This is a genomic window from Nocardia sp. NPDC050378 (assembly GCF_040655675.1).
In the GTDB taxonomy this organism is placed as follows: Bacteria; Actinomycetota; Actinomycetes; order Mycobacteriales; family Mycobacteriaceae; genus Nocardia; species Nocardia coubleae.
Window position 1 is genome coordinate 51,234 of record NZ_JBFAKI010000019.1, and the last position, 13,865, is coordinate 65,098.

Here is a 13,865-nt window from a genome sequence, read left to right on the forward strand (position 1 = left end):
CCTAGCCCGAGTTGCGCAGGGCGGTGGCGAGACCGTTCATGGTGAGCAGGATCCCCCGTTTCACCAGTTCGGAATCGTCACCGCCGCGCAGCCTGCGCAGCAGGTCGACCTGGAGCTGGTTGAGCGGTTCCAGGTAGGGGAAACGATTGTGGATCGACTCCGCCAGTGACGGGTTGTCGCTGAGGAGTTCGTCGTGGCCGGTGACCGCCTTGTACATGCGGATCGTTCGCGCGTGTTCGTCGCGGATCATCCCGAAGATCGTGTCGCGCAGGTGTTCGTCGTCGACGAGGTCGGCGTAGCGGGCGGCGATGTCGAGGTCGCTCTTGGCCATCACCTGCGCCAGGTTCGACAGCACGGTGCGCAGGAAGGGCCAGCGCTGGTAGAGATCGGTGAGCCGGGCCAGGCGCGCCGGATCGTCGCCAACCCAGTCCTGCAGTGCGGTGCCGGTGCCGTACCAGCCCGGCAGCATGACGCGGGCCTGGCTCCAGGCCATCACCCACGGGATCGCACGCAGGTCCGACACCGAATTGGTCGGTTTGCGCGAGGCCGGGCGGCTGCCGATATTGAGGTCGCCGACCTCGGCGACCGGGGTGGACTGGCGGAAGTACTCGACGAAGCCGGGGGTGTCGTGCACGAGGTGCGCGTAGGCGGCGCGGGCCCGGGTCGCCAGGTCGTCGAGCAGTTCGTAGGCGGGTTCGGCGTCGTCGCCGAGGCCCTCCACGTCGAGCAGGGTGGATTCGAGGGTGCCCGCGATGAGTGATTCCAGGTTGCGGTGTGCCGCACCGGATTCGGAGTACTTCGCGGCGATCACCTCGCCCTGTTCGGTGAGCCGCAACGACCCGCGTACGGCGCCGGCCGGCTGGGCGAGGATCGCGTCGTAGCTGCGACCACCACCACGTCCGACGGTTCCGCCGCGACCGTGGAAGAGCCGCAACCGGATTCCCGATTTACGCGCCACCTCCACCAGGTCCAGTTCGGCGCGGTAGAGCGCCCAGTTCGCGGCCAGGTACCCCCCGTCCTTGTTGGAATCGGAGTAGCCGAGCATCACTTCCTGCCGCATGCCTGCGGCGGCGACGAGGTCGCGGTACACCGGAACCTCCAGTGCGGCAGCGAGAGTCGCCGCGCCCGCACCGAGGTCCTCGATGGTCTCGAACAGCGGGACGATCCCGACCGGGCTGTGCGGTGAACCGTCGGGCGTGCCGGGATCGAGAATCCCTGCCTCCTCGAGCAGCAGGGCGGCCTCGAGCATGTCGCTCACCGAGGTGCACATGCTGATGATGTAGTTCGGGACGGCGGCGGCACCGAAGGTGTCGATCACGTCCTTGGCCGCGCGCAGCACACCGAGTTCCTTGGCCGCCAGCTCGCTCAGCTGTGTGTTCGGGCCGAGAAGTGGCCTGCGCGTGCGCAATTCGGTGGCCAGCAGGTCGACCCGTTCGGCTTCGCTCAGGCTCGCGTAGTCCGGGTGCACACCCGACCAGGCGAGCAGTTCGGCGACGACCTGTTCGTGCACCTCGGAGTTCTGGCGCAGGTCGAGGCCCTGCAGGTGGAAACCGAAGGTCTCCACGGCGTGGCGCAGGGCGGAGAGGCGGTCGTCGGCGAGCAGGGCGTCACCGCTGGCGCGCAGGGAGGCATCGATCGCGTCCAGGTCGTCGAGCACGGCCTGCGGCGTGGGGTAGGGCTCGGCGTCGGCGGTGAGACCGTGGTCCGGGAGGCGGTCGAGCGCGCGTCGCGCGGTGGCACTGAGGCGGGCCCGGATCGCATGCAGCGCACGGCGGTACGGTTCGTCGGCGAACACGGCCGGGTCGTCGTAACCGGCCGCCGCGAGCGCGGTGACCGCCGGGCTCACCCGCACCAGCCGCGCCGACTGCGACAGCGACTTCTCCAGTTCCACCAGCTCGCCCAGGTAGCGGCCGAAGGCGTAGGCGGCGGCCTGCTCGGCGGCGGTGTGCACGACTTCGGCTGTCACATAGGGGTTTCCGTCGCGGTCGCCACCGATCCAGGACCCGGGGCGCAGGATCGGGCGCTCGAGCAGGTCGACATCGGGCCAGCGGGAACGCAGGGCCGCACGGACCTCGGCGTTGATCGCGGGGATCACGTCGTAGAGGGTCAGGTCGTAGTAGCGCAGGCCCACCGAGATCTCGTCCTGAATCCGCAAGCGCGCCAACCGGATCAGCGCGGTGCGCCACAGGGTGAGGACTTCACGGCGAATGCGCATTTCGGTGTCGTCGAAACCGGGGTCGCCGGGCTCGAGCCTGCGCCGCAACCGCATCAGGGCGGTGATCTTGGCCTGCACGTCGAAGACCGTACGCCTGCGCGTCTCGGTGGGGTGCGCGGTGATCACCGGGGAGACCAGGGCGTCGGTGAGCTGTTCGGCCACGCTCGTGCCGTCGAGGTCGGCGGCGTCGAGCTTGGCGTAGGTCGCGGCCAGCGAGGAGTCCTGCGGTGGTTCACCCGCCGCCACGTGCGCGGCGCGGCGGCGGTCGCGCTGGATGTCCTCGGCCAGATTGGCCAGCAGCACGAAGTAGCTGAACGCCCGGATCAGCGGCAGCGCCACTTCGGTGGGGGTGCCGTCGAGCATGTCGGCGACCGCGCTGCGTTCCACTTCCTCGCGACGCACCCGGAACGCCTCGATGCGGACCCGCTCGATGAGGTCGAACACCTCGGGTCCTTCGTGGTCACGAATGGTGTCACCGAGGATGCCGCCGAGGAACCGGATGTCCTCGCGCAACGGCCGGGTGGCTTCCTGCTCCTGCACGACTCGCGATTGGCCCATGAACAGACAGTATTGCCGCCGACCCACCGAACGCGACCCGGCGACGCGCGGATCACACCTACAGCGCCCGGATCACCCTGGCCGGATTGCCCGCCGCGAACACGCGATCGGGCAGGTCGCGGGTGACCACGCTGCCCGCGCCGACCACCACGTCGTTGCCGATGGTGACCCCGGGGCACACGATGACTCCGCCGCCGAACCACGCGTTGTTCCCGATCCGGATCGGCGCCGCCGATTCCCATCGCTGCCTGCGTTTTTCGTGATCCTGCATCGGGTGAAGGGCGGTGAGCAGCTGACAGCGCGGCCCGATCGAACAGTCGTCCCCGATGATGATCGGCGCGCAGTCGAGCAGGATCGCGTCGTAGTTGAGGAAACTGTTGGCGCCGATCTCGATCAGATAGCCGTAGTCGCACTGGAATCGCGGCATGATCCACGACCCTTCCCCCAGTTTGCCGAGGAGATCGCCCAGCAACTCGGTCCGCCGATCGGTTTCGTCGGGCCCGGTGCGATTGAACTCGTCGCACAACCGTTGCGCTCGTCGACGTTCGGCCACGAGTTCCGGGTCGTTGTCCTTGTACAGATCCCCCGCCAGCATGTGCTGCTTCTGTTCGCCCACCCCGCCGAGTGTAGGGGTGAGCGAACAGGAAGCTGCGCGCCTACTTCGCCGGGTCGACGCCGAAGGTCGCGGCGATGTCGTCGAGTACCGCGTGTGCGCCGGTGAGACCGACCGAGGTCAGCCAGACCAGGTCGTCGACCGGGGTGATCTTGCCCCGCAGCTGATTCCACAGCGGGTTGGCCTCGGCGGCCGCCTTGCGCTGGGTGGCGGCGTCCTCGCCGCTGCTGGTGAGGAAGACGTAGTCGGCGTCGGCGTCGAGCAGACGCTCCGGGCTCAGCGTGATCGCGAAGTCGTTCTTCGGGTCGGTCGACTTGTCGGGCTGATTCAGGCCGGTGTCGGCGAAGATGTCGCCGATGAAGCTGACCCGCTGCATGAGCCGGTCCTCCTTGCCCATGAAGCGCAGCAGCGAGACGGTGGGCGCGGTCCCGCCGTTCTTCGCCTTGATCGCCGCGCCGATCGCGGCGGCCCGGTCCTGGTAGGCGATGAGTTTCGCCTTGGCGAGGTTCTCCTTGTCGACCGCCTTCGCGAGCAACAGCAGGTTCTCCTTCCAAGTGGCGCCGGTGGTCTGGCTGAACACCACCGGCACCGTGCCCGAACCGAGCTTGATGCCACGGAACTGCTCGTACTGCTTCTCGTGCCGCACCTTGGCCGAGACGATCAGGTCCGGGCGGGCACCGGCCAACTTCTCGATGTCGGGGGTCTGGACGCTACCGACGTTCACCGCGCGGCTGCCGCAGGTCTGTGCCGACGCACCGAGGAACGCGGGCAGCTTGTCCCCCATGGATTGGTAGGTCGTGTACGCGACGAGTTCGGTGTTGAGCACCAGCGCGGCGTCGACGAACGTCTGATCGAGCGCGGCGACGCGGACCGGGCGGGTGGCGATGGTCGCCGGGTCGACGACGGTGCCGACATTCGCCCCTGCCGCGTCCTTGACCGCGCCCTTCTCGATGGTGCGCGGGTAGGCGCCGCCGTCGAGATTGCTCGCGGTGTCGCAATCACTGCCTGCGGCGCCGGTGGTCGCGCGTTCCTGGCCGCACGCGGAAAGACTCAGTACAGCGGCGGCGACTACCGCGGCGGCGGCGAGCCGACGGCTCAGTGGGGTATTCATCGACGTCTCCCGGGTGGTTCGGTTGTCCTCAGGGTTGCTAACGTAGCGAAGCCTTACCTAATTACCAACTACGAAGAGGGACAGTGACCGCATCGCCGCCCGGAGCCGTGTTCGCCGACACACGGTCTCGCCGGTTGCTACTCATCGCGGGTCTGCTGGTCGCGGTGCTCACGGCCGTGCTGCTCAGCATGGCCGTCGGCTCGAAATTCATCCCTCCGCTGGAGGTTCTGCAAGCACTCGGCGCCACCACCGACACCGAGACCGGTGCCATCGTCAACGGTCTTCGGCTGCCGCGCACTCTGCTGGGGATCCTCGCCGGGCTCGCGCTCGGCATCGCGGGCGCGGTGATCCAGGGCCACACCAGGAACCCGCTCGCGGACCCGGCGCTGCTCGGCATCACCCAGGGTGCTGCGCTCGGCATCGTCGCGGCGGTGATGGTCGGTGGCATCTCGAGCCTGTTCGGCTATGTGTGGTTCGGTTTCGCGGGCGCCTTGATCGCCACCGTCACGGTGTTCGTCATCGGGACGACGGGACGGGGCGGGCCGACCCCGGTGACTCTCGCGCTGGCCGGCGCCGCCGTCAGCTACCTGCTGCAAGGACTGATCTCGGCAGTGGTGCTGTTCGACACCGACGTCACCGATATCTACCGTTTCTGGAAGGCCGGGTCGCTGGCCGGAACCAGCCTCGACTTACTCGGTAAGGCAACACCTTTCGTCGTCGCCGGGATCGTGCTCGCGCTGGCCAACACCTCCGCGCTCAACGCGCTCGGCCTGGGTGAGGACACCGCCCGCGCGCTCGGCCATCGCGTCACCCTGGCCCGCACCGTCGGCATCGGCTCGATCGTGCTGCTCACCGGCGCGGTGGTGGCGATCGCCGGCCCGCTCGGGTTCGTCGGACTCGTTGTTCCGCACCTCGCGCGCGGCATCACCGGACCCGACTACCGCTGGCTGGTTCCGGTCGCCGGGCTGCTCGGCGTGATCCTGGTGCTGGTCGCCGACATCGCGGGGCGAGTGGTGCTGGACAAGGGCGAACTGCCCGCGGGCATCATGCTCGCCTTCGTCGGCGTGCCGTTCTTCATCGTGCTGGTCCGTCGCCGGAAGCTGGTGACCGTATGAGTACCGTGCGGGCGGTCCGGCTGGGGCCGGTGTCCTGGCAGTTGCGGTTGCGCACCACGGCGGTCCTGTTGCTCGGCGTGGCGGTGCTCGGTGTCACCAGTTGTGTCGCGCTCGCACTCGGCACCTACACGATGCCCGACGGCGGCCCGGTCACGCCGCTGGATGTGCTCGCGGTGCTCACCGGTGGTGGCGACGACGGGCTGGCATACGTGGTGTGGGATCTGCGACTGCCGAGGATTCTCACCGGTGCGCTGGTCGGCGCGGCGCTCGCGTTGTCCGGTGCGATCACCCAGGGCATCGCGCGAAACCCGTTGTCCAGTCCCGATATTCTCGGTGTCACCGCGGGCGCGAGCGTCGCCGCGGTCGCGGTGATCGCGCTGTCGGGCAGCCGTGGGCAGGTCAGCGGCGCGGTGGCCGAGATCGGGGTGCCGGTGGCGTCCATGCTCGGCGGACTACTCGCCGCGCTGGGAGTTTTCGTGCTGGCCTGGCGCGGCGGGATCGAAGGCTATCGACTCGTACTCGTCGGCCTCGGCGCCGGTTCGCTGCTGTCCAGCGTGACGTTCTGGCTGCTCAGCGTCGGGGAAGTCGATGTCGCGACGCGGGCGGTGACCTGGCTGACCGGCAGCCTCAACGGCAGCGGCTGGATCCAGGTGACACCGGTCGCGATCGCCTTGGCCGTCCTGGTGCCGGTGGTCCTCGCGGGCACCCACCTGCTCGGCGCCCTGCACTTCGGTGACGACACCGCCCGCTCGCTCGGCATCCGGCTCAACACCGCCCGCCTGACGCTGCTGGTGCTGGCGGTACTGCTCGCCGGGGTCGCGACCGCCTCGGCGGGGGCTGTCATCTTCATCGCCCTCGCGGTGCCGCAGGTGGCGCTGCGGCTCACCGGTTCGGCCCAGCCACCGCTGCTCACCTCGGCGATGCTCGGCGCGGCCTTCACCGTCGGGGCCGATCTCGTCGCCCGCACGCTGCTGCCCTCGGGCGAGCTGCCCGTGGGGGTGGTCACCGCCGTGCTCGGCGCCCCCTATCTGATCTATCTGTTGATGCGGCGCAATCGTGCCGGGAAAGCGGGCGCGTGATGACCGTTCGGCTCCAGGCCGACGCCTTGACCCTCGGCTACGGGACGACCACCGTCGTCGACGGGCTGGATCTCGAGGTCACCGGTGGCACGATCACCGCGGTGATCGGACCAAACGGTTGCGGAAAATCCACGCTCCTGCGCGCGATGGCCCGGCTCCTTCGGCCCACCGGTGGTCATGTGCACCTCGACGGCAAACGCATCGACCGGATGTCGACCAGGGACGTGGCGCGCGTACTCGGCATCCTGCCCCAATCCCCGCTCGCCCCGGACGGTCTCACCGTCGCCGACCTCGTCGCGCGGGGCAGGCATCCGCACCAGCGGTGGTATCGCCAATGGTCCCAGGACGACGAGTCCGCCGTCACCGAGGCGCTCACCTGGACCGATATGGTCGAGTTCGCCGACCGCTCGCTCGACGAGCTGTCCGGCGGGCAACGCCAGCGCGCCTGGATCTCGATGGCGCTGGCCCAGAACACCGACCTGCTGCTGCTCGACGAACCGACCACCTTCCTCGACCTCGCCCACCAGATCGAGGTGCTCGACCTGGTCCGGCGACTGCACGCCGAGGCGAACCGCACGGTGGTGATGGTGCTGCACGACCTCAATCTCGCCGCCCGCTATGCCCATCGGCTGGTCGCGATGCGGGCCGGACGCGTAGTTGCGGCGGGCACGCCCGCCGAAGTGCTAACCGAGGACGTGGTGGCGCAGGTGTTCGGGCTGCGCGCGAAGGTGATCGAGGATCCGGTCACCGGCACCCCGCTGGTGGTCCCGATCGGACCCGTCGAGGCCGCCACCTCGTAGGGTCGTGGGGTGACATCTGGGCGCACTCGGCACAATTACACCGGCACTTCGGTCGCCGAGCGACAGGTCGAGCGTCGTGCGCTGTTCATCGAGGCGGGCCTGACCGTCTTCGCCGAGAAGTCGTACGCCAACAGTTCGCTCACCGATGTGTGCGCGGCGGCGGGGCTGTCCCGGCGGCAGTTCTACGAGCAGTTCGCCGGTCGCGAGGAACTGCTCGTCGCGGTGTACGACGTGGTGCAGGGCAGGGCGCGCGAGGCCGTGATCGCGGCGCTCGCGGCGGTCGGCACCGACGATCTGCGCACCCTCATCGAAGCCGCGCTGCGGGCTTACACGACAGCCATCACCGACGATATCCGGGCGGCCAAGGTGGCGTTCGTCGAGATCGTCGGGGTGAGCGCCTCGGTCGAGGAACACCGGGCTCGGGTCCGGGATCAGTGGGGCGAGGTGGTCGCCACCGTCGCGTCCGCCCGCGACGGTGTGCGCACGCCGCCGGGCGGTTGGCGGATGGCGATGGCGGCCTTCATCGGCGCCGTCAACGGCGCCGTGCACCAGTGGAGTCTCGACGACCCCCGACCCCCCGTCGACGACCTCGTCGATGTCTTCACCACCTTGCTCAACGCCCTGACCTCGCCTGCCTGACCCGCGGCCGATTGCGATCCACACCACACTCGTGCCATAGTAGCCGCCATTGAGACGAAGGCGTCTCAATTCCTGTGAGGACTGTGCACGATGAGATCTCCCCTGATTCCGCGCTGGCTCGCCCTGGCTACCAGCGTGCTCGCGGCGGCAACGGTGGTGGCGGCCGGTCCGGTCGCAGCCGAGCCGGCGGCGATCCCGCCCGCCCCGGTGATTCCGCTGCCACCCGAGCTCGACCCGGGTTTCTACCTCCCGCCCGCCGATGTGGTGGCGGCGACCGAACCCGGCGCGATCATCGCGGCCAGGCAGGTCACCATCGCCGACTTCGGCGTGCTGCCGGTCGACGTCGACGCGTGGCAGGTGTCCTACCGCTCCAACAACAGCCGCGACGAAGCGATCCCGGCCGTGGCCACGCTGATCAAGCCACGCGGACAGGCGATCTCACCGCGCAAGCTGCTCTCGGTCCAGCTGGCCGAGGACTCGACCGCGGGCTATTGCGCGCCGTCCTATGCGCTGCAACATCTTTCGGTCGCCCCGGTGGCCGGACAGATCGTGGTGCCCGCCGAATTCCTGTTCGCGCAGGCGGCGCTGGCGCAGGGCTGGGCGGTCGTCGTGCCCGACCATCAGGGTCCGTACTCGGCCTATGCCGCCGGACCGCTGGCGGGTCGGATCACCCTCGACGGCATTCGCGCCGCGACCGGATTCGCGCCGCTCGAGGTGGGGTCCGACGCACCGGTCGGCCTCTACGGGTACTCCGGCGGGTCGATCGCGACCGGTCACGCCGCCGAGCTGCACGCGAGTTACGCACCCGAACTGAACATCGTCGGCGCGGCCGAGGGTGGGGTCGGCGCGGATCTGGGCGCCGCCCTCACCATGGCGAACAACCAGCTCACCTCCGGCCTTGTCTTCGCCGCTGTCCTGGGCCTGACCCGCGAATACCCTGAATTCGCAACCTATCTCGATCAACGACTGAACCCGCTCGGCAGGGGGCTGATGGCGGTCAAGTCGCCGTTGTGCGTGCAGTACCAGTCGGCGCTGCTGCCGTTCCTCGACCTCACCGGCATGATCGGTTCCGACGGCAACCCGCTCGACGATCCGCCCGTGGCGGCCATGCTCGACGACACCCGCATGGGCGAGTCAGTCCCCGATATGCCGCTGTTCCTGTGGCACTCCGCGTGGGACGAGATCCTGCCCCTCGCCGCGACCGACGCCCTGGTCGACACCTACTGCCGCGACCCGAACACCTCCCTGACCTACACCCGCGACCACGCCAGCGAACACATCGTCGCCGAGGTCGTCGGCGGCCCCGCCGCCCTGCTCTGGCTGCGCGACCGGCTCGACGGCATCCCCGCCGCGCAGGGCTGCACCACCTCCGACGCAGGCACCATGGCCGCCACACCCGGCGCCCTGTCCTTCCTCGGCGACACCCTGTCCGCCAAGTTCGCCACCTTCTTCGGAGCCCCGCTGGGCAGCCGCTGAGGCATCGGATGTCGTGGCGGCGTGTGCTACACCGCGCCGCGCGACGCCCGTGCGCACCGCTCCGCCGACCCTGCTCAGCCGACTTCCCGGTGGCGAGGCAGGGCACGGTGCTGCAGGACCTGTTCGAAGAGTGCCACGTCGAGGGTGATGCGCCGAAGTCCAGCGCAACCGTGGTCGCGGTCTTCTCGGCATGGCGGCCGGGGTTGTCGACCCCCGAGCAGCACGAGCACCAGCACCAGCGACACCGCGAGTATCCGGGCGAAAGTCAGGTGTCGACTTGCACTGCCCCGGGTGCGCGGTCAATCCGGGACAGCGTGAGAACGGAATTCGTGCATTGATCTCGACATGCCGGAAATCAATGGGGCTTTCTATGTCGGAAAGCTCACCGCTCACACCGTAATTCGGTGACGGCGCCGAAACCCTGATGCGGAAAGGAATTTCGCTCCCCGGACCGCTTCAAGTGGCGGATCGACACTTATTCCCCGGCGAGAATACCGAGGACCTGGTCGGAGTAGTAGAAGGGTTCGAGGCGTTCGCGCAGGAGTTGGGCGAGGACACCGTTGCGCTTGGCCGCTTCGATGACGGCCGGGCCGTAGCGCAAAATTTCGGTGCTGATGTCGTCGGCGTTCAGGCCGAGTTCGGGGAGCATCGAGGAGAGGGTGTGGTCGGCGTAGCGGGTGTAGAACACCTCGACGCATTCGCGGACCAGCAGGCCGAAGTATTCCTTCTCCCTCGTGGTGACCGCGATTTCGTAGCAGATCTGGACCAGTTCGTTGAGATCCTTCTGGGTGAGGTATTCGCGCAGGCCCGCCACCGGTTCGTCGGCGTGCAGGTCCCAGAATTCCATCGCCGCCGAGTGCACGGGGGCGTCGCGCAGCATGTCGCGAATGGCGTTGTTGGTGCGCTTGAGCGCGAACAGCGCGCCCTTGCCCGCGAGGTCACCGACGAAGGTGCTGTCGGCGGCGACCTTCTTGGCGCGGTTGGCCGCGGACTGACCGAGCGACATCAGCGAGGACACACCCGGAATCTTCTCCGCGCGTTCCCGATTGGCCTGCATGAAATCGCCGATCAACTTGTCGACGAAACGCGACGCGACAGTCGCCACCAGCGGGCTCTCGGTGAGCCGGTCCAGAATGCGTTCCTGGGCCTGATGCATGCCGAAGATCTTCTCCAGCAGCGCTTCCACCGGCTCCCGGTCGACCACATCGCCGAGGGTGTAGTCGGTGTTGGTGGCGATGTGGTCGTAGATGGCGTCGGAGAACATCCCGACCGTGTCGGCGATGACGGGCGAACCGCCGATGCGGTCGAATACCCGAGCCACCGTCTCCTCGCCGTCGGCCAGGGAGACCACATCACCGAAGCGGATGGTGTCGCCGACGGCGAGTACGGCCGCCACGTCGCGGGCGATCACCTCGGCGAACCGTTCGCCGGTCACCTCGCCGAGCAGGTAGTCGACCTGCGCGTCGAGCAGTCGTTCGGCGATCTGGCGCGCCTGCGTCATGTATGTCCACCCAATCACGGTCGTCGCTCGGTTGGGAGGACGCGAGGCTAGGCGCCGGAATCGTTGTCCCGCATCGCCTTCCGGATCTGATCCAGACGCTCGCGCGCGGCCTTGCCCCGCGCCTCCCATTGTTCGTCGGCGCTGCGGCCCGCCGGGGTCTGCCGGTCGAGTTCACCCATGCCCTTGGCGGTGCCGAAACGCTGCTCGACCTTATCGCGAACCGCGTCGAATGTCGGCACTCCAGAAGTGGAATATCCGCCGGTCACAGCGTTCGCGGCGGGTCCGGAACCCCCGAACGGTACCGGCGGTACCGCATGACCATCTCCGACCTGCTCCGATGCGACGGGCTCCGCGTCGAGGATCTCGGCCTCGGTGTCGAGCATCACAGGCGGGCCGACCTCGGCATGACCGGCCTCCACCTGAGCCAGCGCGGCGGCGACGGCGCCGAGCCCCGGCCTGCCCGCCACCGCCGCGCGCAGCAGCGATACCAGCTCGGCGTCGGGCAACGCGGCCAGTCGGCCGAGGATCTCGCTCGTTTCGCTCATACCGCCAGGCTACGCAGCCGAGCTCACCTGTCGAGGAACTCACTCCATTGCGCGATGAGCTGTGGCCAGCGCGATCCGAGCGTGTCGATGACATCGTTGTGGCCCGCCCCGGGCACCACGATCAACTGCTTGGGCTCGTTCGCGGCCGCATACAGGCGTTCGGCATGGCGCAGCGGCAGCAGTTCGTCGTGTTCGCCGTGCATCATCAGCACCGGCACTCGCAACGCGGAAATGCGGCGCAGGTTCGGGTAGGCGTCGGGAACCAGCGGTGCGGGCAGGAACGGATAGACCGAGCGGGCGGCGTCACGCATACCGCTGAAGGTCGACATCAGGATCATGCCCGCGGGCGGGTGCTCACCCGCCAGCTCGAGCAACACCCCACCCCCGAGCGATTTGCCCAGGTAGACGACCCGTGCGGGGTCGACCTCCGGCTGTTCGAGCAGAGCGGTGCGCGCCGCACGCGCATCCAGGTAGGTGCCGTGCTCGCCGGGTGCCCCGGTGCTGTGCCCGAAACCGCGGTAGTCGAAGGCGAGCACGTCGAAACCGGCGGCGACCAGCAGCGCGATGATCGACACCCGGTCACCGATGGTCCCGGCGTTGCCGTGGGCGTAGAGGATGTGGGCGCGCGGGCGTTCGGCACGCACGAACCAGCCGTGCAGATCGATGCCGTCCGCCGTACGCATGTGCAGATCGCGGTAGTCCAGGCCGAGCGCGGCCGGGGTCTGCGCGAGGTGCCGCTCGGGGTGGTAGACCAGTGCGTTGAGCACCCTGGTCGCCGGATGCCGCATCACTTTCCGCGTCCCGCTTGAAAACCGAAGTCCCAGTTGTAGAGTCGCGCGATCTCCATCACGCCGCCACCCGGCTGCCCGGCGGGTGGCCGGACGAAGACACCTTCGCGGCGCACCACGAGTTCGCCGTTCACGTTCTCGAGCACCGCGAGCACGGCGTCGCGGGAATTGTCGGTGCACCCGTCGAGCGTCATTTCGATCGGCGCCGAATTCACCGGGTGCAGGGTCACGGTGGCGTGGACGTTGCGGAAATCGCTTGCCCCGTCGTAGATCGAGGCGAACACGAGGATGCGGCGGAAGAACCCGGTGTAGTCGAGATTGATCGACAGGTTCTCACCGGTGATGCTCGCGCCGGTGCGGTCGTCCTGGTCGAGGTGGATGAACGGCGGTTCGTAGAGCGCGCCGAAGCGCCGATCCAGCGCCCGGACGGACCCGATCGCGCCGTTGACCAATTCGAAGAAACAGCACAGGTCGAGGTCGATGTTCTTGCCGCGCAGTTTGCCGAAGATGCGGCCGGTGGCGGCCATCGACGTCCAATTGAGATTCACCCGCATCACGCCGCCGGTGGCGCCGTGCTTGGTGAGCGAGACGCTCGGGGATTCCTTCGTGAGGGAGACTTTCGCGAGGTTCACCGGAGCTTGCCCGGATGGTGTTGCAGGCGAGGGGAATCGAGCGCCCGGATGCGGTTGGTTCGGCGCGGCGAAAGGTTGTCCCGGCGGTGCATACTGCCCGGGCTGGACCGGTTGTGGTCGCCCCTGCGGCGGCGCGTAGGGCTGGGTCGGTGGCGGTGCCGGCTGCTGCGGTTGAACAGCCGGAGTCGGCCGGCTCGGGGGCGGAGTGAAGGGCTGGTCGACCGGGGCATCGTCGACAGTGATACCGAAATCCGTTGCGAGCCCGGCCAGTCCGGTGTCGTACCCCTGGCCCACCGCGCGGAACTTCCACGCACCCTGGCGGCGATACAACTCGCCGAGGACGAACGCGGTCTCGGTGGTGGCGCCGGTGCTGTCGAATCGGGCGACCTCCCCACCGGTCGCCGCGTCGAGTACCCGGATGCAGAGGTCGCGGAACTGCCCGAAGGTGCCGCCGTCGGCGGAGGCGGCCAGCATGATCTTCTCGATCTGCGGCTCCACCTGCGCCAGCTGCACCGACAGGGTGTCGACTACCGTCGGGCCCTGGCGTTTCCCGACGTGGCGCACTGCCCCGGAGGGGTGCACCGCCTGGTTGTAGAACACGAAGTCGTCGTCGGAGCGCACCTTCGTCCCGGCGAGCAGCAGGGCGGACGCATCCGCGTCGGGCACCCCCGGCCCCGCCTGCCAACTCACTTCGACCCGGACCTCGGCGGCGGGCACCACGACATTGGCGCCTTTCATCATCGACACGCTGCCAACCTATCCCGCCCCGCCACCGGCCCACCACCGATCCGGC

The 13,865-nt window shown here is 68.7% G+C and carries 12 protein-coding genes; 5 read left to right on the plus strand and 7 right to left on the minus strand.

Features of this window, described 5'->3' with window-relative positions; genetic code table 11:
• Position 1: 1 nt before the first annotated feature.
• The 3 genes from ppc to AB0I35_RS28235 are packed head-to-tail and all read right to left on the minus strand — an operon-like array spanning position 2 to position 4,497.
• Positions 2 to 2,773 carry a phosphoenolpyruvate carboxylase gene (gene ppc / locus AB0I35_RS28225; RefSeq protein ID WP_357399383.1) on the minus strand — a complete coding sequence of 924 codons (2,772 nt, stop codon included), beginning with the start codon at positions 2,771 to 2,773 and terminating at the stop codon, positions 2 to 4.
• 58 nt (positions 2,774 to 2,831) lie between these two features.
• Positions 2,832 to 3,389 carry a sugar O-acetyltransferase gene (locus tag AB0I35_RS28230; protein WP_357399384.1) on the minus strand — a complete coding sequence of 186 codons (558 nt, stop codon included), beginning with the start codon at positions 3,387 to 3,389 and terminating at the stop codon, positions 2,832 to 2,834.
• Positions 3,390 to 3,429: 40 nt separating this feature from the next.
• Positions 3,430 to 4,497: an ABC transporter substrate-binding protein gene (locus AB0I35_RS28235; RefSeq protein ID WP_357399385.1), complete on the minus strand. Its 1,068-nt coding sequence runs from the start codon at positions 4,495 to 4,497 to the stop codon at positions 3,430 to 3,432.
• 83 nt (positions 4,498 to 4,580) lie between these two features.
• Between AB0I35_RS28235 and AB0I35_RS28240 the strand changes: the two genes are divergently transcribed.
• The 5 genes from AB0I35_RS28240 (at position 4,581) to AB0I35_RS28260 (ending at position 9,606) form a co-directional block, all read left to right on the plus strand.
• Positions 4,581 to 5,612 carry an iron ABC transporter permease gene (locus AB0I35_RS28240; protein WP_357399386.1) on the plus strand — a complete coding sequence of 344 codons (1,032 nt, stop codon included), beginning with the start codon at positions 4,581 to 4,583 and terminating at the stop codon, positions 5,610 to 5,612.
• On the plus strand, positions 5,609 to 6,691 hold the full coding sequence (locus AB0I35_RS28245; RefSeq protein ID WP_357399387.1) for an iron chelate uptake ABC transporter family permease subunit: 1,083 nt from the start codon (positions 5,609 to 5,611) through the stop codon (positions 6,689 to 6,691). The genes AB0I35_RS28240 and AB0I35_RS28245 overlap by 4 nt, the downstream gene beginning before the upstream one ends.
• Positions 6,691 to 7,491 carry an ABC transporter ATP-binding protein gene (locus tag AB0I35_RS28250; RefSeq protein WP_067498488.1) on the plus strand — a complete coding sequence of 267 codons (801 nt, stop codon included), beginning with the start codon at positions 6,691 to 6,693 and terminating at the stop codon, positions 7,489 to 7,491. Before AB0I35_RS28245 ends, AB0I35_RS28250 begins: the two co-directional genes overlap by 1 nt.
• Before the next feature lie 9 nt (positions 7,492 to 7,500).
• Positions 7,501 to 8,130, plus strand: coding sequence for a TetR/AcrR family transcriptional regulator (locus AB0I35_RS28255; RefSeq protein WP_357399388.1), 630 nt, complete (start codon positions 7,501 to 7,503; stop codon positions 8,128 to 8,130).
• 90 nt (positions 8,131 to 8,220) lie between these two features.
• On the plus strand, positions 8,221 to 9,606 hold the full coding sequence (locus tag AB0I35_RS28260; protein ID WP_357399389.1) for a lipase family protein: 1,386 nt from the start codon (positions 8,221 to 8,223) through the stop codon (positions 9,604 to 9,606).
• Between the two features lie 475 nt (positions 9,607 to 10,081).
• Here AB0I35_RS28260 and AB0I35_RS28265 read toward each other — a convergent pair whose 3' ends face one another.
• Genes AB0I35_RS28265 through AB0I35_RS28280 form a run of 4 tightly spaced genes read right to left on the minus strand, consistent with a single transcriptional unit; the run spans position 10,082 to position 13,813 of the window.
• Positions 10,082 to 11,107 carry a hypothetical protein gene (locus AB0I35_RS28265; RefSeq protein ID WP_357399390.1) on the minus strand — a complete coding sequence of 342 codons (1,026 nt, stop codon included), beginning with the start codon at positions 11,105 to 11,107 and terminating at the stop codon, positions 10,082 to 10,084.
• A gap of 47 nt (positions 11,108 to 11,154) precedes the next feature.
• Entirely contained in the window at positions 11,155 to 11,652 is a 498-nt protein-coding gene (locus tag AB0I35_RS28270; protein ID WP_357399391.1) for a hypothetical protein, read from the minus strand.
• Positions 11,653 to 11,675: 23 nt separating this feature from the next.
• Positions 11,676 to 12,440, minus strand: coding sequence for an alpha/beta hydrolase (locus AB0I35_RS28275; RefSeq protein ID WP_357399392.1), 765 nt, complete (start codon positions 12,438 to 12,440; stop codon positions 11,676 to 11,678).
• On the minus strand, positions 12,440 to 13,813 hold the full coding sequence (locus AB0I35_RS28280; RefSeq protein WP_357399423.1) for a TerD family protein: 1,374 nt from the start codon (positions 13,811 to 13,813) through the stop codon (positions 12,440 to 12,442). Before AB0I35_RS28280 ends, AB0I35_RS28275 begins: the two co-directional genes overlap by 1 nt.
• Between the last annotated feature and the right edge of the window lie 52 nt (positions 13,814 to 13,865).